21 protein-coding genes and 1 pseudogene are annotated in these 22,271 nt (G+C 37.8%); 17 read left to right on the top strand and 5 right to left on the bottom strand.

Features of this window, described 5'->3' with window-relative positions:
• Positions 1-14: 14 nt before the first annotated feature.
• Entirely contained in the window at positions 15-1,349 is a 1,335-nt protein-coding gene (locus tag ACX27_RS25055; protein ID WP_062296402.1) for a lipase family protein, read from the top strand.
• 308 nt (positions 1,350-1,657) lie between these two features.
• Here the strand turns inward: ACX27_RS25055 and ACX27_RS25050 are convergent, their stop codons facing one another.
• Together ACX27_RS25050 and ACX27_RS25045 are read right to left on the bottom strand one after the other, a co-directional pair.
• Complete coding sequence (locus tag ACX27_RS25050) at positions 1,658-3,550, bottom strand: hybrid sensor histidine kinase/response regulator (protein ID WP_062296401.1); 1,893 nt, start codon at positions 3,548-3,550, stop codon at positions 1,658-1,660.
• Positions 3,516-4,013, bottom strand: coding sequence for a response regulator (locus ACX27_RS25045; RefSeq protein WP_083468834.1), 498 nt, complete (start codon positions 4,011-4,013; stop codon positions 3,516-3,518). The genes ACX27_RS25050 and ACX27_RS25045 overlap by 35 nt, the downstream gene beginning before the upstream one ends.
• A 118-nt stretch (positions 4,014-4,131) precedes the next feature.
• On the opposite strand from ACX27_RS25045, the pseudogene ACX27_RS31990 reads away from it, so the two are divergent.
• The 9 genes and pseudogenes from ACX27_RS31990 to ACX27_RS25000 form a co-directional block, all read left to right on the top strand.
• Positions 4,132-5,167 (top strand): annotated as a pseudogene (locus ACX27_RS31990) (IS630 family transposase); the annotation flags it as partial.
• Between the two features lie 168 nt (positions 5,168-5,335).
• Entirely contained in the window at positions 5,336-5,614 is a 279-nt protein-coding gene (locus ACX27_RS34410) for a M23 family metallopeptidase (RefSeq protein ID WP_235526695.1), read from the top strand.
• 25 nt (positions 5,615-5,639) lie between these two features.
• Entirely contained in the window at positions 5,640-6,467 is an 828-nt protein-coding gene (locus ACX27_RS25025; protein ID WP_062296397.1) for a glycoside hydrolase family 24 protein, read from the top strand.
• A gap of 9 nt (positions 6,468-6,476) precedes the next feature.
• The gene (locus ACX27_RS25020) at positions 6,477-8,657 is read left to right on the top strand and encodes a DNA translocase FtsK (RefSeq protein WP_062296395.1); all 2,181 of its coding nucleotides are present in this window, start codon (positions 6,477-6,479) and stop codon (positions 8,655-8,657) included.
• On the top strand, positions 8,647-9,111 hold the full coding sequence (locus ACX27_RS25015; protein ID WP_062296393.1) for a RusA family crossover junction endodeoxyribonuclease: 465 nt from the start codon (positions 8,647-8,649) through the stop codon (positions 9,109-9,111). Before ACX27_RS25020 ends, ACX27_RS25015 begins: the two co-directional genes overlap by 11 nt.
• Positions 9,112-9,132: 21 nt before the next feature.
• Entirely contained in the window at positions 9,133-9,612 is a 480-nt protein-coding gene (locus ACX27_RS25010; protein ID WP_062296391.1) for an AAA family ATPase, read from the top strand.
• A 271-nt stretch (positions 9,613-9,883) separates the two neighbouring features.
• Positions 9,884-10,468 (top strand): hypothetical protein, encoded by a 585-nt coding sequence (locus ACX27_RS34405; protein ID WP_235526375.1) that lies wholly within the window; start codon positions 9,884-9,886, stop codon positions 10,466-10,468.
• A 68-nt stretch (positions 10,469-10,536) separates the two neighbouring features.
• Positions 10,537-11,148, top strand: coding sequence for a hypothetical protein (locus tag ACX27_RS34400; RefSeq protein WP_235526374.1), 612 nt, complete (start codon positions 10,537-10,539; stop codon positions 11,146-11,148).
• Between the two features lie 271 nt (positions 11,149-11,419).
• Entirely contained in the window at positions 11,420-11,926 is a 507-nt protein-coding gene (locus ACX27_RS25000; protein ID WP_062296389.1) for a hypothetical protein, read from the top strand.
• A gap of 91 nt (positions 11,927-12,017) precedes the next feature.
• On the opposite strand, the gene ACX27_RS24995 is transcribed toward ACX27_RS25000, so the two are convergent.
• Positions 12,018-12,470, bottom strand: coding sequence for a helix-turn-helix domain-containing protein (locus ACX27_RS24995; protein ID WP_045873776.1), 453 nt, complete (start codon positions 12,468-12,470; stop codon positions 12,018-12,020).
• 515 nt (positions 12,471-12,985) lie between these two features.
• Here ACX27_RS24995 and ACX27_RS24990 point away from each other — a divergent pair.
• The 3 genes from ACX27_RS24990 to ACX27_RS34395 all read left to right on the top strand — a co-directional run bounded on the left by ACX27_RS24990 (position 12,986) and on the right by ACX27_RS34395 (position 17,388).
• Positions 12,986-14,170 carry a ParB N-terminal domain-containing protein gene (locus ACX27_RS24990; RefSeq protein ID WP_062296386.1) on the top strand — a complete coding sequence of 395 codons (1,185 nt, stop codon included), beginning with the start codon at positions 12,986-12,988 and terminating at the stop codon, positions 14,168-14,170.
• A 558-nt stretch (positions 14,171-14,728) separates the two neighbouring features.
• Complete coding sequence (locus tag ACX27_RS24985; protein WP_062296384.1) at positions 14,729-16,930, top strand: hypothetical protein; 2,202 nt, start codon at positions 14,729-14,731, stop codon at positions 16,928-16,930.
• A 122-nt stretch (positions 16,931-17,052) separates the two neighbouring features.
• The gene (locus ACX27_RS34395; protein ID WP_235526373.1) at positions 17,053-17,388 is read left to right on the top strand and encodes a hypothetical protein; all 336 of its coding nucleotides are present in this window, start codon (positions 17,053-17,055) and stop codon (positions 17,386-17,388) included.
• 197 nt (positions 17,389-17,585) lie between these two features.
• Here the strand turns inward: ACX27_RS34395 and ACX27_RS24975 are convergent, their stop codons facing one another.
• A complete protein-coding gene (locus tag ACX27_RS24975) occupies positions 17,586-18,527 on the bottom strand; it encodes an RpnC/YadD family protein (RefSeq protein ID WP_062296382.1) in 942 nt (313 codons plus the stop codon).
• A 316-nt stretch (positions 18,528-18,843) separates the two neighbouring features.
• Here ACX27_RS24975 and ACX27_RS24970 point away from each other — a divergent pair, with 316 nt between their 5' ends.
• From ACX27_RS24970 to ACX27_RS24960, 4 genes are read left to right on the top strand one after another with little or no spacing between them, the layout of a single operon-like run.
• On the top strand, positions 18,844-19,752 hold the full coding sequence (locus ACX27_RS24970) for a P-loop NTPase family protein (RefSeq protein ID WP_062296380.1): 909 nt from the start codon (positions 18,844-18,846) through the stop codon (positions 19,750-19,752).
• 23 nt (positions 19,753-19,775) lie between these two features.
• Entirely contained in the window at positions 19,776-20,324 is a 549-nt protein-coding gene (locus tag ACX27_RS24965) for a hypothetical protein (RefSeq protein WP_235526372.1), read from the top strand.
• Positions 20,251-20,583: a hypothetical protein gene (locus ACX27_RS34390; protein WP_235526371.1), complete on the top strand. Its 333-nt coding sequence runs from the start codon at positions 20,251-20,253 to the stop codon at positions 20,581-20,583. The genes ACX27_RS24965 and ACX27_RS34390 overlap by 74 nt, the downstream gene beginning before the upstream one ends.
• Positions 20,584-20,638: 55 nt before the next feature.
• The gene (locus tag ACX27_RS24960) at positions 20,639-21,259 is read left to right on the top strand and encodes a DUF6753 family protein (protein WP_062296378.1); all 621 of its coding nucleotides are present in this window, start codon (positions 20,639-20,641) and stop codon (positions 21,257-21,259) included.
• A 4-nt stretch (positions 21,260-21,263) separates the two neighbouring features.
• Here the strand turns inward: ACX27_RS24960 and ACX27_RS24955 are convergent, their stop codons facing one another.
• The gene (locus ACX27_RS24955) at positions 21,264-22,052 is read right to left on the bottom strand and encodes a response regulator (protein ID WP_062296376.1); all 789 of its coding nucleotides are present in this window, start codon (positions 22,050-22,052) and stop codon (positions 21,264-21,266) included.
• Positions 22,053-22,271: the final 219 nt, after the last annotated feature.

Raw genomic sequence — 22,271 nt, 5'->3', positions numbered from 1 at the left:
AGTGGTTCAAAAACATGAAAAATCCAACTATAACTCAAAAATTACAATCTGGTTTTAGTTTTAATGAAGCTATATTAATGGCAAAATTTTGTAAGCAAATTTATCATATTTTCCAGCAAGATGATGGCTCTGTAGATGATACTGAAATTGAAGGAATTTATAACTCAATTCACGGTAATCAAGGTTGGGAATTTGCTCACAGTATTCGTAATGACGAAACAAATGTTCGTGGTTTTATCTTGAAAAAAAAAGATGCTGATCAATATGCTGTCGTTTTTCGAGGTTCTATTCTTACTGACCGTGGTAGTTTAGAGCTTACAGATATTGCCACCGATATAAAGTGGGATTTAGTGAAATACGCTAGTATGACAGATCCTAGAATTAAAGTTGTCCAAGGATTATTCATAGCATTTGAGTCAGTTGCAGATGAAATAAAATTATTTTTTAGAACTTTAGCAGGTCAGTTAAAACATAGAGATTTTCAGCAATTGCATCAATTGAGTCCCGAAAGACAATTGGCTTGCGTAACAGCGATCGCTAATGCTGGCACAATTAGATTAGGAATTGATTTTGAGCAAAAAGTCAAGCCACTAATCAAAGAAGCATTATCAGATGGCGAAATTGGTAACGATCAAGAACTCGAACACATTTTAGCCATTGAACAGGAAGCTTTGCTAGAACTAAAAGCTGTGACTGAGCCTTTAGAAGTTTACGTCACAGGCCATAGCCTGGGAGGAGGAGTAGCTCACTTATGTGCCTTAGCGTTGCGGCGACACATCCAAGATTTATATCTAAAGATAAAAGTATATTCGATCGCCTCACCGAAATTAGGTAATGATTCCTTCGCCAAATACTACAATCAGCAAATAGGTGAAGGAATGAGTTATAGGATAGAAAACTGGTTTGATCCTGTACCTAACCTACCTCTACCTGTTCCATTTCCTTTAAATATATTTGCGGGCAATGGTCTGAGAATTGGGGAACTTTATCTAGGTAACTGTGTCCCGGTTGGGGAAGCGCATGGGGTAATTGGTTTAGGTTCTCAAAGTGTTTCTCTTGATTTTGGCGGTGCTTTAGAATTTTTGGGCGGTATTCCTTTCCCTCATAGTTTTGATACTTATATCACTTTGCTCTCAGAAGACCAACAACGCTGGCAAGGCTTTTGGCGACCAATTCAAGATATTTTGGGAGTTTTTATTAGGGGACTTATTCAAGATCATAAAGCTGAAATGCAGGCTTATTTTCAAGAGGAAATTCAGGCTTTGCAAATAGAACTTAACGAAATTAAGAGTGAAATCAAAGCCTTACAAAAGTCGGAAAATAACAGCAAAGTTTATCATCAACAATAACAATAATTACTTTCTCTAACATTTGATACAGATTTAAACCCTAAAATCCTGGCTACATCTAATATCAATTTGAAAAAAGAATGCGACAGATAGAAATCAGGAAAATCTGGCTGGAGCTAGATTTCTTAATTGCGTTAGCGAAGCGGTAGCGAGGCTGCGATAGCGAAGAACGAGCGTCGCGTCATTGCGAATTGCGAATTGGTATTAGTCCGCAAGAGACAAATACTTGAATAGTCTATTTGGGATAGTTATCAAATTCTAACCAATTCTGACTTCTGGATTCTGTATTCTGAATTCTTACTTGAACTTTAGTTTTTATCTTTGATAAAACTAATCGCTTCTAATAACTGATTAGCTGTATAAGGTTTCGACAAAAAAGCTTTAATTCCCATATCATAAGCGGCATTCACCTTATCACTAGAAATCAGTCCACTGATAGCAATAATTTTGACCTCTGGGTTAATTTTTTGCAACGTGCGAATAGTAGTCAGTCCATCCATAGAAGGCATTAGCATATCAGTTAATACCAAAGAAATTTCATCTCGATGTTCCGCATATAAAGCGATCGCCTCAATACCATCGCTGGCGGTAATGGCTTTGTAGTTATAACTTTCGAGAGATGTTTTGGTAATATCCCGAATCGCAGCTTCATCATCAACAATCAAAATTAATTCTCCATTACCACCAGGAAATACTACTTCTACTTCTTCTACAGTTTCCGTGATTTCCTGTGCTGGTAAATAGATTTTAAATTGACTACCTTGTCCTTGTTCACTGTGGACATTGATAAAACCACCGTGGTTTTTCACAATTCCGAGTACTGTCGAAAGTCCTAGTCCCGTGCCTTTACCCAGTTCTTTAGTCGTAAAAAATGGCTCAAATATGCGGTCTAATATTTCTGCGGAAATACCCAAACCAGTGTCAATTACAGAAATAACTATATATGGGCCAACTTTAGAATCAAGGTGCATATTGGCATAATTTTTATCTACTAAGAAATTTTCGGCAGTAATTTTTAATGTTCCCCCATTTGGCATCGCATCACGGGCATTAACACACAAATTCATTAGCACCTGATGTAGTTGAGTTGCATCACCAGATATAACCCACAGGTTTTGCGCTACTAGAGTTGTAATTTCAATAGTTTTGGGAAAGGTTTCTTTGACAATTTGCTGAATTTCGATGATTAAATGCTTGAATTGCAAAAGGCTACGTTCTCCCTCCATTCCCCGCGTAAAAGATAAGACTTGTTTGACTAAATTTGCACCACGTTTAGCGTTAGTTATTAATATTGGTAATAATCTCTGAGAACGCTCATCTTGTAATTGTGCTTCTAAAAGTTGGGCTGTCATCAAAATTGGTGCCAAAACATTATTTAGGTCGTGAGCAATACCACTAGCTAATGTGCCGATACTTTCTAACCTTTGCGCCCGCAGAAATTGGGCTTCTAGTTGTTGTTTTTGCGTAATGTCTGTATTGACGACTAAAATTGCTTGGGGTTGGTGTGCAAAATCAGGTACTAATGTCCAACGACTTTCGACAATAATTTTTTGATTAGCTGCTGTGATTTGCTGTAATTCTCCTTGCCAAGAGCCATGTTTCATTAATAACCGCAGTACTTCTTGCAACTGAAACAAATTTTTCTCTTGCCACAATTCTGGTGTTTTTTTACCAATTACTTCGTCTTTTTGCCAACCGTATAAAGTTTCAGCAGCTTTGTTCCAAAACAAAATTTTGTCGTCTAAATCGCGGACAAAAATTGCATCGGTGGCGACATCAAGTAAGGCGGCTTGTTCACGGATTTTTTGTTCTGTTTGTTTGCGTTCAATAGCGTAGCGAATGGAACGTTCTAACAAAGGTGCTGTTAACTGACTTTTTTCTAAATAATCGGCTGCACCGGCTTTCATGGCTTCGATATCAATTTCTTTATCGCCTTGACCTGTGAGTAAAATAATTGGTGCAGTACAACCATTAGCGACGGCTGCGCGTAAAAGTTCGAGTCCGTTGTGGATGCCTAAACGATAATCTACTAGATATATATCATGTTGATTTTGGGCGATCGCCTGTTGTGCATCTGCATAATTATCTATCCATGACAACTCACAAATTGCTACTTGAAATTCCCCGAACCAATCACGAGTCAAAATATAATCATCTTCGTCATCATCAATGAGTAGAACTCTGATTGGGTTTTTCTTCATTTTCTCCTCCCACTACTCCTAGTGGTAATTCCACAGTTTCAAACCAGTATTTCCCAAAGGTTTCAATTAGTTCTACTAAGGCAGAAAATGTCATCGGTTTGACTATGTAAGAATTAGCACCCAAACTGTAAGTGTGATGGATATTTTCTTCTGCCTTTGAGGTTGTCAGAACAATAACCGGAATTGTTTTTAGTTCAGGATCGGTTTTAATTTCTTTCAGCACCTCCAAGCCGTTTTTTTTGGGCATATTCAAGTCCAATAAAATCAAGCTAGGACGTGGCGCAACTGTGTTGTCAGCATAGTGGCCACGACGATGGAGATAGTCCATCAATTCTTCACCATTGCTGACTGTATGTAAATCGATGTGCAATTGACTCACCGTGATTGCCTCACGGATTAACATACTGTCATCTTCGTCATCATCAGCCATTAAGATAGTCACGGTTGCTTGCCGACCCTTCACTCTGAATTTTCTCCTGAGATATAGGAATCATATTTGATTTTTGAAAAAAAACAAGAGATAATACGGAGACAGGTAATAAGTATAAGGAAGAACAATGCTGAATCAGCACTTGCAGCAGGCGATCGCTGAACTAGAGGAATTTATAGTTCAAAATATAAATGCCCGTGAAGCGAGAAAAGGATTAGCAGTAAAGCTGGTTTATCAAGGTTACTTATATGAGGAAATCAAGAAAATTCTTGGTGTTTCACTTGGTTCAATAACAGGTTGGAAACAAGTATATGAGGAGAATGGTGTTGATGGTCTAAGACTAAATTATAAAGGAAGAAAAAGCTATTTGAGTAATGAGCAGCGAGAGGAAGTATTGAGTTGGCTTCAAACAAAGGATTATTGGGAAATAGGAGAATTAGAGTATAAACTAGCTTTTGAATACGATGTAGTTTACGAAACGAAAAAAAAGTTACTACGATTTGTTTAAAGCAGCAGGAATAAGTTGGAAAAAAAACACGAAAAGTTAACCCAAAAGCCGACCCAGATGCTGTTGATGCAAAAAAAAAGAGATTGAAACATTGTTGGAAAACAACCGGAGCGAAATTGAAACAGGTAAATTAAGAGTGCTACTGATTGATGAATGTCATTTAATGTGGGGAGACTTAAGTGGTTATATATGGGGTAAAACAGACCAAGAAATTATGGTTCCGGTGGTCAATGAACGAGAGAAACAAACATATTATGGAGCCATTGACTATCTTCAAGGAGAATTAATACTTAAAACTTATGATGCTGGAAATTCCCAAAATACGATTGATTATCTACGTTATTTGCTAGATGAGTCTCCTAATCAGCAATTATTAATTTTTTGGGATGGTGCTAGTTACCATCGTTCTCAAGAAATTAAGAATTTTTTGGATGAACTGAATAAAGGACTTTCAACTGACCAGTGGAAAATACACTGCGTTCGTTTTGCTCCTAATTGTCCAACACAAAACCCTATTGAGGATGTTTGGTTGCAAGCCAAAACCTGGGTTCGACGTTTTTGTGCTTTGCTCCCTTCATTTTCTCATTTAAAATGGATGTTTGAATGGTTTATCCGTCACACTACCTTTGATTTTCCCACTCTTCAGATGTACGGAGCTTTTTCAAAAATCAAATATTAGTCCTATAGAACTGTTGTTAGTAATAAGGTTTTAAATAACGGTCGAATTGCCTTTCCTACTGCGGCTGGTACTCCTGTAACTAGTGAGTTTGGTTGGCGGACACATCCCATTACAGGCGATCGCAAGTTTCACAGGGGAATTGATTTTGGTGCAGCCAAGGGTACGCCAATTTATGCGGTTGATGCTGGCCGAGTAGTTTTTGCGGGTGACAAGGATGGTTACGGCAAAGCAGTTGTTATTCAGCATCAGGGAAGTTTATCTACTCTCTACGGTCATGCCAGTCAGCTGTATGTACGGCAGGGACAACAAGTTGTTCGTGGGCAGATGATTGCAGCAGTAGGTAGTACGGGGTTTTCGACGGGGCCGCATTTACATTTTGAGGTTCACGTTGATGGTGTAGCGCAGAACCCCCGTCCTTATTTACAAGAATATTTAGCTAATCGTTGAAGTCATTTAACTATTGGCAAGAGCAATGCAAATTGTACCGATTTTTATATCAGGTGTGGTTGGTGCAGCCTGCTCTGTTGCATTTTCCTATGGAGTAGCTTCACTGCCATGTGGATTGGTATCCAAGGGTGCGGATACTGTCTGTCAAGTGCGTAGTTTCGGTAAGGCAGTTGATAGTTGGAAATTTGGGTTTATTGTTGGTGGTTTAGTAGGGTTGGTTTTTAGTCCTCGTCATCAATTTATATCCCGTTTTCAACCCATTCATTTGTCAACTGCTTCTTTAATTACTTTAGGCATTTATTTCTCAATTTCTCAAGGTAATAGTGTTTCTTCATTGTCGTCAAATAGTTTAAGAAGCAGAGTTAATACAAGTTCTTACTCATCACATCTTTATTCACCACGTTTGAGTGCTTTTTTAGCAACAATTCGTTGGGCAGAAACAGGAACCAGCGAGTCAGAAAGTTATCGCAAGTTAGTATTTAACGGAACTTTTAATGATTTTTCTACGCACCCGTTAAAGAAACAGTGCGCTCCTATTAATGGTAAAAATGTTTGTTCGACTGCGGCTGGTGCTTATCAAATGTTGGATATAAGTTGGTATGACCTTCAGCCAAAGTTAAACTTAAAAGATTTTAGTCCAGCTTCTCAGGACAAGATGGCAATTGAATATATTCGTCGTAATAATGCTTTAAGTGACATTGAAGCAGGAAGGTTTGATACTGCTGTATGCAAAGTAGGTAGAATTTGGGCTTCGTTTCCTTGTAATAATTACAATCAAAATGCGAAATCAATTGTTCAACTAAGAACTTATTATCAGCAACATTTACAAAAGTTTGAAATTTCTAGAAAGTGAAACTTAGTAATGTTACTACCATACAATGACAATAATACTAATCCTGAATTTCAAAAACAACAGCTTTGGACTGCAATTGTACAGGCTAAACAAGATGGTTTAGACAATGAAGAGATTATAGAGAATGTACGGGAAGCTTTACCGGACGCAATGGTTTTTTATGCTGAAACTGTTTTAAAGCAGATTGACTTTAAAGCAAAATTATCACGTTCAGTTGTTGAATTTAACTTAGAATTTTTATTTCAGGTAATATATGAATCAGTAATTGCAGGTACAAACGATGATGAAATATTATCAATATGTGCAGAACACTGTACTTTAAATCAGTACGAATTTGTACGTTATGCGCTTGAGTATATTCACCTCAATCGAATGCCATCACAGTGGGAGCAAAATAACGTATATCAAAAAATGATTGAGATAGTTAGCATCTCGCCAATTGAAGCTTTATTTGAACATATTGAGTCTATAAAAAATATTTATCTCAAGCAGATTGGCTATGAAGTAGTGCAGCACAATCTTTATAATTTATTTTTAAATAATAAATCAATTACTTATTTTACTGATTTAGCTAACAAATCTAAAGATAGATTTATTAAAAACTATTGCTACCGAACGGCAGTGCTTGTTGCCCGTGCTACAGGTAAAGCAATAGATTTAAAGCAGGCTGTAGATGGCTCAATTATTTTAAATGAAACTAAATGTTTAAATAGTGAAATTGCTAATAATGAGATTGCTAGCTCAAATGTTTTAACTATGGGACAAGCAGGAGAACTATTAGTTGATACTTTAGAAGATTTTAATATTAATGCTAAGTATGTTGATGCCAAAAATGGCCCTACTTTTAACCGTATTAGGGTAAAACTCGGACGAGGTGTTAGTTATAAAAAAGTAGAAGACATAGGTAATGACTTAGTACAGCAGCTTGGTGAAGAATTAGGCTTGAAAGTTGCGCCAATGGTGAGTGTAGTGCCTGGGGGAGTTGTATTTGACATACCCAGATTAGACAGACAATTTGCTTATTTCCGTGATTACTTTACTTTTGAGGGCGAACCTGACATTTATTCGGTGTCTATCCCCGGTGGTGTTGATGTTGATGGCACTTATGTCGAAATTCCCCTTTATAGCGATAACGTGACCCATATCTTGGGTGGTGGGCGGACGCGGGGTGGAAAGTCGCAGTTTGAGAAAGCCGCAATCTTATACTTAGTGCGACGATATCCCCCTTCTGTTGTTCGATTGGCACTTTCAGATGTTAAGCGCGTGACCTTTGGTAAATTTGATGGACTTCCCCATCTTGTTGCCCCAGTTGCGCGTGATGCAGAGTCTACCGCTAACTTACTCGATTACTTGGTCGAAGAAATGGAATTGCGTTACCAGGAATTTGAGCGCCACAGCAGTATTGAAACAATCGCACAGTACAATTCACGGTTCGCACCTGATTGTGTCATGCCACGAGTGATTTGTCTAATTGACGAGTGTTTTGACCTACTTTCCGATGATAACTACTGCGATCGCATTGAGACTGCGCTGATGAAGTTGCTTGCAAAAGCGGGTGGTGCAGGGATTCATGTATTGTTATATACTCAGCGACCTGACAAAAACGTGATAGACCCGTTGATTCGCTCAAACTTTCCAGCGAAGACAGCCTTTGTTACAACCCGCCCTGAAGATAGTTGTATTATCCTGGGGGACGATAAAGATAAGCGTGCAGTTTATTTGCTGGGATACGGTGATTTCTTGTACAAGACGACTGAAGTTTTACGACTCCAAGCTTTATATGTAGCTGATGATGAAGACCCTGAATACTTCCAGCAATTACTCTTGGAAGCAAAAAACCAGAACGATCCTTATACAGCATGGAAATATGGGTTAGACTTTGATGAATTTATTGCTAGTCTGTATGGCGAGAATAGTAGTAATGATAATGGTAAATCTAAAGCCACTACTGCTACTAAAACTAAGCAATCTAAGACTGATTTTGAGGGCAGTTTTAGTTTTAAGGTGCAGCTTGACGAAGAAGCAAGAAACTCAATTATGAATTTGCATCAAAAGGGCTATCAACTTGATGAAATCGTCAAAGCAGTATTCAATTTGTCCCGCCAAGATGGTAGGTCATACAAGAAATTTAGAAACGTTGTCGAAGAATTTTTAAATAACCTTAAAGGTGGCGGTGAAGATGATATTTGAACTAACCATGCCTTTACCCCCTTGTATGAACGAAATTATTAACCAGGCACGGTCAAGTTGGCAAGCTAGTGCTGAACTTAAGAAGTACTGGACAAACTTAATTGGTGAATTTGTTAGACAATGTGAATTTTGTTTGGATAGTACAGTGTGGATTGAGTTCCATTGGTATCTCAAAAATTTTGCACGAGATAGTGATAATGTAGCTGCTGCCGCTAAATTTATTATGGATGGGCTAGTTACAGGACGAGCAATTCGTAACGATAACCTGACAGTTATCCAATCACCCGTTGTTCATTATTATCATCGCAGTAGTGGTGATGATGGTGTGCTATTAAGACTTTCACAATCACCTGATTTTTTATTAGATAATTTTATTGTATCTAACAAATTTTCTAGAAAAAGTTTAGAAAGACACAATCAAAAAATCACACATTTAATCTCAAACCAATTATAGTTTCTCTAAAGGATAATAGTAATGTTACGTTATAAAGAATATACTTGGTTGATTGGTAAACTAAATGTAGGCAAGAATGTTAATTTATGGGGTAAACAAGGTATTGGTAAAACTTTTACTGTTAAAAACTGTTTGCTCAAAGATATTGCTTTAAAATCTGTTTATCTTAATCTTGAATATCCTTTTAGTGTAGCTCATCTATTTGATGTTATTCCTATGAGTTTTAATTTGTACTACCAGCAGGATTGGCAAAATATAGTAAGCGAATTATCTAATGGATTAAATAGACTACTTGTGATTGATAATTTTGATAGATTGCACTTTGTGAGCGATAATTTTAGCAATGATTTATTGAGATTACAACAGTTGGCTCAACTAGAAAATTTTTCTTTACTATTAATATCTCGGCTGCCGCTAAGATGTTTTCATTTTACGGGTTTTGCTAACTGTTTTGAAGAATTGGAATTAAACGAAACTAATACTTGGACTTTTGGAAAGTAGATATGGGATTTCTAGATATTGTTTTTTGGTGATATTCCAATTCGGTTAGATTGTTGTTTTAAGCAACAAAGCAAGTTCGACTCTTGCTATCACCATTGGGAATGAAACTACTACTGAGACTGAAAATTAACGAGTACATATCTATTAAATAGTTGTGGAATTGTTAATAGAGTAAGGGGTAGGTTAGTGGTGTAGTTCTCAGCAAATCCCAATTTGTGCCGGGGCGAGAGTAATTAAAAACCTTGTGACCTGCATTTTGGAGGGATAAATTATGTTGAAGAAATTTGCGTTTAATGGCTTGAGAAACCTTAATGCTGCTTTTGGAATGGTGTCTTTGACTGCTATTGCTTTAGGCACTGTAGCAACTTTTTCTGGTTTGGGCTTATTGTGTTTAGCTAAGGGCGGATTCCCAATCGTCGAGAAAGAACGCTCTGAACAAATTGCCTCTATTGGCACTGGTGCTATCGTATTGGGCTTTACCGGAATTATTCTTGCTTCCTTGGGTGGTGCTTTCTTCAGCACTGTTGAAGAATCGGAGGAAACTAATTCGAGTAGAGAAATTGCAAAAAAAGATGACATAAAACCGCTTGTATTAACAAAAGCTGAGAACTCTGAAAAATCTGATTGTTTGCCTTCAATTTACACTTACATGGTGATGAATTTTGAAAGACATTCTGATTCAAAGTTCTTGGTTGTTTGTAGATTTGAGGAAGAACCATATCGAAAATTCGTACTTTACGAAGAACTACGTTCTCACCAAATTGACGACTTGGCAGTAATCTATGATGAAACCGATCCAGACCGATTAATTGGACAAACTTCTCCTCATATCAGCCTTTACCTTGTGAAGCTTTAGAGGAGCATTTAGATATACACCGACGCTATATTAATGCAGTTAATAGCGAAGAATTTAGTTCTTGCTATTTGCGAGTATGTGCTGGGTGTAAGTTACTGCATGGTGCCAATAATATTGTTTGTGGGATTCATCCACATGGATGGTTTGAAAATGGTTGCTGTCCAGATAAACAATGGGATGAACGTAAGGCGTTGTTCCCATTTGAAGATGATGCTGTTGTCGAAAATTTAAATAGAGAAATATCGTCCAATCAAGCGAATATTTACAAATTTTACGGCAATCTTATCTTGTGGGATGAATACGCTAACCGTAGGTTTTCTTTTTCCTATTCCGGTATCTTGCTTAAACATTCTGACAGACTGCTTGAGCTTGATATGGAAGCAAAACTTCTTTCTTACATCCAGTATTTCCGTACTCGAAATGTAGTGGTCTTTGACTATGTAGCATCAGGACGAGTTTTAGAGTTTGCAAAGGAACTCAAGGGCATAGCTCAAATCGAAGTTGATGGAGATGAAATATCTATCTTTTTTGATATATATGCGCCCTGTCATCGCTTTCGTCGTGATGGTGTATCGCTGCATCCCTACTCAACTTTCGTTCCTCAAGAACTTAGATATAACTACAACTTGGTTAGCTACGTTAACTACCTTAAGAGTAAAAAATCTGGAGTGCTGGGATGAATAAGGAAGTTTCTCAAAGCTGCAAGTACAAGTCGGTAAAATCGCATTTTTGCAATTTCTGTATTTTGAATTAATAATCTCTAGAATTCAACATCTGCAAATTTTGGAAAACTTAGTTCATCTAATTGCTTAAAAAGGCAATTTATCCTCCTTCCTCCTGCTATTGGTTGGGATACGTATAAAAGCTTTCACTCAGTACGGGGGTTTCCCCCGCTACTGGGTGGTAAGCCGCTAAACACCGCCCATCAGTAATTCATGGAGGAACTACGCTATGTCTGCTTTTGCAATATCGCCTTTTGTGCAATCTGTTAACGATGTTTTGTTTCCAATCGAGTTGTTTTTGATGGTCTTCCCAATCTTGTATGCGATCTTTGTCCCTGCTCAATCAGTATCACTTCAAGTTAGTAATAGCATTGGGGTGATTTCTGAAGAGTTGCCAGTTTTGGAAACTTATGGGGATTTGACTGGTGTTGATGCTGTTTCTGATCGGGAAGAATTATCCAAACCAGAATCTTCGATTATTGAAACTGCGCCGCCAGTTGTTGAAACTGGGGTTGCGGATGAAGCTAGACAGCTTGTGCTGGTAGACGTTAAGGAAGAAAGGAAGAAGCTTTTGGATTTAGGCGCGCGGAAGTTGCGACAGTTCTGCAAAGAACGCCGAATTCAAGGCTATTCTACCGTCTACAACCGTAAAAAACTCGATGGACTCGTTGACTTTCTGATCGCGCAACAAGTGACCTCTGCTCAAGTGGTCGAGTGTGTGGAAATGCTTGCTTAGAATTAAAATTTGGTGAAAAGCCTCGGTAAAAACTGGGATTGCAAAACTATTCCCTTGGGATAGGATAATACTTGCTTGATGACTCTTTCTATTAAGGTTGAGCTTCTAAAATGCGTCCTATACTTCTTGGCGATAGTGTTGGTAAACCTCTCCTAGCGGCTTCTTCTGCTACCTGCATATGGTAGTGGTGCTTTGAGCGACTAGGTTTTCGGTTCTTGCTCCATTCGCTGATTTCGACAATTTTGCTTGCCTCTGTACTTTTGCACTTCTTAGGTCTGCCTACGTTGACACCCAATACTTCATTAGCTTTTGCGATCGCTGACTCCTGGGTTTCTGACAAGATGGTACTTGATGTCCATCTTTTCTTCCACTTTGCTATTGAGTTTTCGGTTACACCAATCTCTTGGGCTAAAGCTACATATTTTTTGCCTTCGTTTAGCCCTAGCAGAATTTTCGCTCTTTTGCTAACTTCATCGCTGCTCGTTGCCGCTATGTGTTCTAGTGCTTGTTTTTCAAGGGAATTTAATATCTGAAGATGAGGCATCTAAAAATTTACCCCTCTTTACTGTACAATTTTGCCAAATGGAATGAAGCCTGATATACTCTTTTTGTAGCGTTCATTTTTTCTAAAAACCCACCCAAAGCCCTGTTTGCACCAGGGCTTTGAGGAGAAAACAAGCCCACCTGTTAGTAAAACAAGGCGGAACATTGTTTTGTCAATTTAATTAACTAGAGACATCATATCATGAGTTTAACCAGTTTTACAAACCTTTCTTTAGGTAGATGTATTTTTCCCAAAAATAACATCATAAAATCTCTCTTCAATCGCGCTGGTTTTAAATGGGTCAATAATAATATTTCTCTCCTGGAAAAATTTTATTTAAGAGATTGTTTGATAAGTAATTATTCATTATTTACATAAGTTAATTATTTTTTAATAATATTACTTCACTGTAGAAAGTGCCATAAGTTCTGCTGCTTAAGTTTTCCTGCTTTCTGCTGAGGCTTTTCAAAATTGAACTTATCTTTTTTAGGCAATTTGTGACCCGGAGTATCAATATGTCTGAGGTGCATAGTCCGGCAATTGTATATATTTCTCCTGCGGAGTTGGTAGTTCATCCGAAGCTGATAGAAATATACGGTGAAAATGAGAACCGTCCCGCTTTGGAAAAAAGTATCTCAGAAAAAGGGATTTTGGAATCCTTAAAGGTATCTGCACGCACTGGTGTAAATGTCGTCTTGGCAGGCAAGTGTCGTTTGCAGATAGCCCGCCAGTTGGGAATTTCTGCTGTGAAAGTAGAATTTGTCGAGTCTAGTTCGCCTGAAGAAGATTTAAAATTAGTGCTTGACTTTAATCTCCACCGGGAAGGCGGGAAGACTCATTATCAGAAATTTCACGAGGGGCAGTACTGGGAGAGCGTACTTCGTCCCCAAGCGAAAGAAAGACAACGGGAAAGCGCTCGTCGTTTGAATGAATCGAAGTATTCAAATTTGAACACTTCGATAGATGAGAATAAAATTCAATTAAATAAGGGTAAACCTGTGATTCAGGAGGTATCAGAGAATCTAAGGATAAGTGTTGGCAGTTATCACAAGGGTAAGAAAGTATTTGAATATATTTCTCAATTACGTAATTTGCAAAAATATAAGGCAGTTGTGGCACTGGAGGCGGAATTTAACCGAAGTATTGATGCAGCCTACAAGTTCGTTTGCAATCAAGATATCTGTGACCAGGTTATAGACCTGATTGAAGCAGACGAGATAGGTAGTATAAGTGATGGTATCGCTTGGATGCGGAATGGCGATCGCAATCCGTTTCGGCGTTTCCAAATTGGTCAAGTATATCAATTTAAGGAAAGACTGCGGACAGAGTTAGAAATCGTGGGGCGTGTTATTGGTATAACTAATGAATTTGTTGTGTTTGGATTAAGGAATTTAGTAAATATGAACCTAGAAATCGTGAATCTACGTCCGCGACAGATTGATGCAGAGTTGCAAGATGAACCATCTGCTGAACAGAGAGAAAGAATACTTCACTTAATGGAAAAGTTTAGTGATGTTTTCCCAGTTCAGGTATCTTTAGCTGAGTTGTTAAAACTCCCAAATTTAACTGATAAAGAGGAGGTTTTATTGCGGATGTATGAGTCTGACGTATTTGAAAAAACTTGGGAGGACTATAAGAGCCAAATGCAAGCAATGGAAATGTCTACAAATAGAAAAAAGGATAATATTCGTGCTGCATAGGTAGCTGTGAGCAGTTAATCTAGCAGAGAATTTATCCCACAATTTAACGTTACCTAATAGATTAGCATCTCAATACTGATTGCAGTACGAGTTCATATTTTGGGTGCTGAACTCGTATGGATATATTTGACTGTTTTTTGTTGTTAAATTCTTTGGTGGAGAGTAATTTCATCTTCACCTATTGTACTAACCTCTGCCAGTTTTTGGTGACACTTTTAGGTGTTACTAGCTTTGCATTCTTATTCCAAAACTATTTTCTAGATTTAGTCACAACTTCGCTAGAACTGACCTATTTAAATAGCTCTCAAAAAAAAGTTGGGTAGCCGCATTGTTGTTGGTGAAGCGTGTTGGACTAAATCTTAGCCTAAGCCTACGTATGTCTAAGCCTAAACAAGTGTAACCTCTGTTTGCTTTCAAACCATGAGACGATTACCAGTCGCCTCCAACAAGCGGATAACCAACCGCTTCTTAATAAAACAAAAATTTCAAATTTAGGCTAACACATTTTGACCAACAGCGAGGCTACCTGATGCACTAAAACCATCAGGACAGTCACTCATGTTCCAAGAAGATTTCGGGGCAGATGTTGATAACAGGCCCCAATTAAGTCTTTCACAGCCTTTAAAAAAGAAAATCAAACCCCACCTGCCCGCAGAATCATTGGGTAAACGCTACGTAGAGCGTTTTTGGCATCCATTTGGGGCGATAGTTGCCCCTTCTTTAGTGGAAGGTGCAAAACCAGCATGGCGCACTATCGACCATTACCTGCAACCTTCCCAACTGTGGAAGCTGCACCAAGATAAGTCAAAATTAGTAGGTCTGCGTTTTGACAACACAACCCGTTACGCCACAATAGATTTAGACTTTTGTGGCGACTACCATAACATTGAATCCATAAATCGCATCAAAGCGGCACTAGAGGAAATCGGCATAGTCGATATCGTCATTCTCCAGTCCAGCTTTAGTGGTGGTTATCACTTGATTTTAAACTTTGCATCTCCCCTGCCTACCTTTGCCGTAGCCTGCGCCTTAGAAATTACCTTGAGAAATGCAGGCTTTATTCTGCGTCAAGGACACCTAGAAATCTTCCCCAACACTAAACCATATAGTGCCAAACAAATAACCAACTACAAAGCCATCCGTTGTCCCATGCAACCAGGTAGTGGGTCATTTTTACTTGATGATGATCTACAACCAATTAGCGACTCAGTTTCTATCTTCCTTGACTATTGCGATCGCGCAGCAAGTCGGCAAGATTTAACCAAATTAAAACGGATAGCGAACAAAGCCAAAAAACAAATTGCACAGGAGAGATATCGTAAGCAAGAGTCTGCTGATGCTGCACAGTGGCGTGCCAACTGGGAAGAAACAATTGCGATCGGTTGGACAGGACAAGGACAAACAAACACCCTCCTACAAATCTTTGCAGGCTACGGAATCGTCTTTCTAGACTTAAGAGGCGATAAATTAGTCGAATTTTGCCTTTCTACCGCAATTAATGCCCCTGGCTATAAGCAATATTGCCGACACCAATATGAAATCGAAGCTAGAGTACGGCATTGGGTAGAATGCACAATTCGTAACAAATGGTACAGTGCCTACGTTAGTTATCCCGAACGGCTGTTGGGTACATTCGCCAACACATTTGCAGAAGCCATAGCAGGTGTTAGCAGGATCGATCAACCTAAAGATAACGTAATTCCATTTGACCGTCGCCATCAGCAGAACTGGGAACGCAGCCAACAAGCCCAAAGACGCATCCAGATAGTAGTAACAGCAATAGAGTGGAGTAGTGGGTTACCAGCAGGGGCTACTGAACGGGCAAAAGCTATACGTGCTGAGTATAAACGCCGTTTTAACAAAACTGTCTCTCAAGAGACACTACAAAAGCACTTACATTTGTGGCATCCCACACGCTACATTTTAGACCCTTGGGCAGAAAATAGCTTAAACCCTTATCAATCAAGTGAGAACGGGCAATTTTATGAAATTCAAAGCTCATTTGTAAAACAGGATACTCAAAATCCTTATGGAGTAGGTAGTTACGTTCATTCTTTCTATATGAAGGTTTTTTGCAAGTTTTTACCTTCTGCTGCTACAGCCCTCCAAGGGCTGGCGTCAGCAGAGAACGTTGAACAACCCGATGTTTCTCAGTCAGACTCAGCTGTCATCCAGCCTGCGGAAAATCTTGAATTTATAAATTATTCTAATACTGCTGAAATTAATTTAAATAAAACCAGTAATCAATTAGAAAATTCAGTTCATACAAATATTTTACAATCAAATCAATTCAATTCTGATCGGGATTTTATATACCTGTGTAGCTCCGGCACGTTGTCAAAAGTTGATAATCAAAACTTATCTAACACGCAGGATAACGGGCTGGGTGTAGTTTCGATACCTGCTGCGGTTCCACTAGAACAACCACTCCAAAACCCTAACAACGGCTTGCACGGTGCATCTGTTGGTGACGAGACTGCTGATGTTTCCTACCGCATTGAGGAACTCAAGCGAGTGACAAAACTACGGCTAATGGCTTTAACCCAAGCTATGGCTAAGGTGCGCCAATACTGCGTAATCACAGGACATATTCTTAGCACTCAAGAACGCGATCGCTTAGAGCAACGTGCCAAAATGCAATTCTACCTCGATTCCGGTAACGAAACTCTAATTGCAGAAGCTAAGGAGTGGGAGACTGCCAATCCTGGGTGTCTACCGTTTTCCTTGGAGTTGGAGAGCGAAAAATTTTGGAAAAGATGAGGGACATCAGGCGGTAAGATGTTTGGTATTTTAGATTTTAACTGCACAAAAAGAGGTGATTCAGCTTTACAGAAGTTATTATATTTGTGAGTAAAATTGGGTACAAAAATATAGAAGGATATATGAAAGATATCTTAATGGAAAAACTGTTTAATCAAGCAGTTGAACCAATCTTCCAAGCCAATAATTTAACTAAATATTCAGCACTCAAACAAAGAGAGGATGAATTTAAATCACTGTTTAATATTGAATTAACAGAATACGTGGACTCGAAAAGAGGATTTAATTTTTCTCTATTTATCAAAACAGAATTCAGGAGTCAGGAGCCAGAATTCAGAATGAATTTTGTGCGACTGGCGGATGAATCAAGGGGTTTAAGACCCCCACTAAATCGAAGATTTAGTGGTCTTCAATCAGTGGGGGATTCAGACCCACCACTGATTGATTCTGACTCCTGAGTTCTGACTTTTGAATTCTTCTTCAACCGCGACTTTTTAAGTGAAGATTGCTTGCCATACAGGGATGCTATTCGGCAAAAATATGGAGAGCGGGCAGCGAATTTGATTGGGGAATTAATTTGTATTTGAAAGCAAAACAGTTAGCTGGTAGTTAGAATTTTATGCCTGTACGGTCAGCGTTCCATTCAACTTTAACACTATGTATCTGTATTTTCTTGACTTAATTGTTGCCCAAACTCAGATATTGAACCTGTAGTTACGGCTTTTTCTAACAATTGATTCAATAACTCAATGTCATATAATTCATTTAGTTTTTCTACTAATTCAGTAGGAACATCTTTAAATCGAATTGTTAGGATTTGAGCAATATATTTCTGGGTAGCTTTTGCTATACCTATGCGTTCTACGCTTGTTATGTATGTCATTTTCTGTTCAGCCTCAAAACGCTCTAATTCGGCTTGAAAATTTAAGTCTAACTCCGGTGGTAGAGTCATTAATCTATCTAGCAACCGGAAGATTTGCTGGATTTTATCTCTACTATAGCCTAACTCATACATTCGTTTAATTAAGCTCAACTTCCATTGCAATCGGCCTGCTAAATCTTGAGTTGTGGCTTGTGTCCGCAGGTGCGCCATCACCAGTACAGCAAAAGGACTATCACTTTGTTCCAATTCTGACCAACGAGATTCATAGTCCAGTAGTTTCACAATGGGAAACTGAAGACTCAAGCGACATCCCCAACGACCATAACTATATTCTTGTGGTCGCCAGTTGGCTTGATTATCTCCTAGAATTGCCAAGCTAACAACTTCTTGGTTATAACGATCAAAGATTCTGTAGTGGTAAGAAAACATCCGTTTAGGGAAGTTGGTATCTACTTGGCTTTGGATTTCCAGATGAATAAGCAACCAAGTTTCCTTTCCATCTTTTAGCCAAACTTTGATTAGCTTATCGACAAATTGCTTACCAATTTCAGATTCTCTCACCAACTGCTGAAGTTCTTTCTCAAGGAATTCATAGCCCCGTTCCCAATCAATTTCTGCTTGAATCTCTGGAAAAAAGAATGCAAGAAACGCTTCAAAATATTGTTCTACACCTTCCTTCCAAGCACCATCATAATCAGCTCGTACTTCACTCATAGATTATTTTCGTTCAAAATATCATAATGCCTTTTTTGAAAGTCAAGTTACTTTAAACGACATAAAATTTATGACTAATTTACATATCAACAAATGTTGGTTTAATGTGGAATTTTGTTGCTTGGCTTTTTGAGCGAGAGGTTGCATACTCAAAGTAGTTTATTCAAAATAAATTAGGAGAATTTTATTGAGCAATATAGTTGCTGACTTCTCTATTTTATTAATTAATTTATTGATTTTTGTTTACAAATTTAAAAATTTTAGATTGACATTAATCTAATACAACAAAGTTTATTTACTTTGCGGAAAAAATATTATGCCCCAAAAAAATAAAGAACAACCAGCCATGTCAAATAATACTTCCTCTAATACTAATGGTAAGCCTCAAAAGCGACTGATAATTATAACAGGTGATAAAGGTGGCGTAGGTAAAAGTACCTTTGCACGAGTAATATTTCAACTTTACATTAATAAAAATTTACCCTGTGTTGCTTATGAGGCTGACTTAAGGAATCCTCAGATAGAAAGATATTTTCAAAAAGATTACCGCCCTATAATACGTTATATTGATATTTTTCATAGAGGTGGTGCTGACGATTTATTAATTAATCTAGATGAGAGTGATTGTCCTATCACATTATTAGACTTGCCAGCACAATCTGGAGGTTTCTTTGAAAGTTATGTCAAAGAGCTTGCATTTTTTGAAGTTCTGAAAACTGAAATTAATTGTCGAGTAACAATGGTTTCAGTGATTAGTAGAGTTCTTGACTCTATAAATGTTTTAGAAAAACTTCGTGAACTTTGTAAAGACCAAGTAGATTATATTGTAGTCAAAAATCTATTTCATGGTGAAGAAGAAAAATTTGAGCGATATAATGATTCTTCTCTACGTCAAAATCTGCTTGCAGAAGGTCTGATAGAACTTGTAATGCCAGATTTATTCTACAAGTCTTATGACTTTCTTGACCGCCATGCTTTAACCTTTAATGAAGGACAGACTCATAAAGAAACAAATATTGTAATTAAGTCAAGAATTAAATCTTGGCTTGCTGAGTTTGAAGCGCAAATTAAGCCAGCATTTAATTTATTGGGTTTTGATATACAACCAGATGACTGTTACTATCCAGCAGTTGTGGAAAAGTCTAAAGAGCTTAGAGAAAACGAAGAAAAAGAGAAAGCTAAAAACCAAGATGCAAATTTACCATCTCAAGATATAGCTGCTTAATTGAATAAGTTGCTTGATTTATTATGTTTAAAAAGCGTTTTGTAATTACATCGGGTGATGCTCGTGTGGGTAAGTCCACAGTTTCTAGGCTTTTGCTGGAATTGTACTTGAAAAGTAAATGCAATGCGCGTGTTTTCTACCACGGTTATCGTAACAAGCTATCGATGTATAAAACAAAAGGTTTTGAAATAAACCATTTGGGATTGTCTAGGGGCGATTCGGATAGATTATTACTTGACTTAGAAATGTTTCCAAATATTGATGTAGTTTTGACGGATATGCCAGGTCAAAACCACCAAGAGTTCAAGTTTTTTGATAAAGATGTTTCACTGATAGGAAATCTTAACCATCTCGGATATCGTGTTACTTTCTTGCACCCGATATCACATCGTAAAGACTGTGTTGAAGATTATCTTCAGGATTTATACCAGCATTTTGGTAGTCAAGTTGACTATGTTGTTATCAAAAATTATTACTTTGGCAAGCAATTTCGATACTATGAAGGTAGTAGATTCCAAGCTGATATTAAAAAAATTAAATGGCTTGGAGCTAGTTTTGGGCGGGTTGCATAACGACTTTTACCAGTTGCTTGAGGATACTGGTTTACCCTATGCTCAACTTATTGAAACTAACTCGCCTCTTAATACTATTCAGCGTTCAATAGTATTCAACTGGATAGAGAATTTTAATAATTCTATTGTTTCTAATGAGATTGCTTTGAATTATTTAGGATTAGGTAATCACTGTACAGAACTAGCTTCTGTAGGTACAAATCAACAAAATACTTCCAATTTTGATGTAACTGAAAATATTGAATCTGAAGAATGGTAAGTATTAGCTTTACCAAGTTGACAGTGAGGTTTTCAATTAACTGTTTAAACAACCTATGACCAATATTGCAAAAGTTGTTGAAAAAGTTATTGCAGAATATTCTGAAGAAAAGAAAGCAGAGGTCACTGATTGGATACTTAAATTAGGTGTTCGACCTGATGACCCCTTGTTTAACCTATACGCGGAACTAGGTACAACCCAATTTGCGTTGCAGCAGCTACCTGGTAGGCTTGACTCGCTTGTGGTGGGTTGGGCTGACATGGTGGACGATAAGTTAAATAGTGCTTCTAAGGTGGCAATACAGCAACAAAAAAATGCGATCGCCCAAGCCGCTAAGGATTTAATTAAGATGACTAAGCAAGCTGGTGGCGCATTGCCTCTCTTGGGCATAAGTAATTGGCGATTGGCACAAGTAGCGGGAGTGTTGGGTTTTGTACTGGCTTTGGGATCTGCAATTGGTGTTTTTACATACAAGACTATTGCTGGAAGTGTAACTTTTCAGCAGGCGGCTTCTGGATCTGCCATTTTACAACCCGAAGATAAAAAGCTTCTGGATTGGGCTAAGTCCAATGAAGGTAAGGTAGCACGTAGTATTTATGTTAGAAACGCTGCCATTATTAAAACTTGCCGTCGGCAGAAGAAGTATTCAGGTGGCTGCATAATTGCAGTTGATTAATTTTCTAAGCAACCCAGCCTTTGTATCCCTTATTACTCGTTTTAGTTGTATCCTTTTGACTATTTTGGTTGGTTTTGACTCTTGTATGGGTTTCTTGAGTAACTTCTTCTTCGATTTTCATGTCTGCAAAGCTGAGGATTCCCAGGCGCATAGCTTCGCGGATAGCGTTTAATCTATCTTTGACTCCTAACTTGATAAATGAATTATGTAAATATGACCTGACTGTACCTTCGGAAACATACATGACATTGGCAATTTCATTATTTTTCATACCACCAGCCGCTAATTTGAGAACTGTAATTTCTTTATTAGAGAAATCACTTAACAAATCTAGTGAATCTCTATCGGCTGTGTCATTTGACCTCAGATTATCAATCAAAATGCGATTAATAGTTGGGTCAATCCATGATTCGTTATTGTATGCAGCCATTACTGCTTCAATGAATCTTTCTCCTACTTCTTCTCTGGCATTATTTTTACAGTAGTAGCAGTCTGCGCCATTATTAATTGCTGCGTTAATAGTGTCTCTGCTGCTATTTGCAGTCATCACCACTATTTTAATTGATGTGTGTTTGCATTTAATTAAACTTATGACATCAGTGCCATTGATATCAGGTAAATCAATATTTATCACCACGATATCTGGCTTTTGTTGGTCAACAATTTCTATTCCTTTTTTTCCGGTTTTAGCAAGGCCACATACCTGGATTTTACCAGTTTCAGATAATATCGCTGCCGCGCCAACCCTAGATATGTTCTCATTTTCAATGATGACAACATTAATAGGTTTCATATTACACACTGATTTGTTTAGTATTGTCCCTGATAATAATACTTATAGCACTTACTTTTTACTGTTTTTTAATCTTTACAGTTACTATAAATTAATCAGCTTATTTAAAAACTTTATTATCGTTTTTAAAAAATTTACAAAGTGATGAGGGTAGTTTGTGTAGTTTTCATTAAGCAATCTATTTACTGGATTATTGTATTGATAAAATTGAATTTTAAT

Source organism: Nostoc piscinale CENA21 (assembly GCF_001298445.1).
Lineage (GTDB): Bacteria > Cyanobacteriota > Cyanobacteriia > Cyanobacteriales > Nostocaceae > Nostoc_B > Nostoc_B piscinale_A.
The sequence above is the reverse complement of the archived record's forward strand: the minus strand, read 5'-3'. Positions and strand labels throughout refer to the sequence as shown.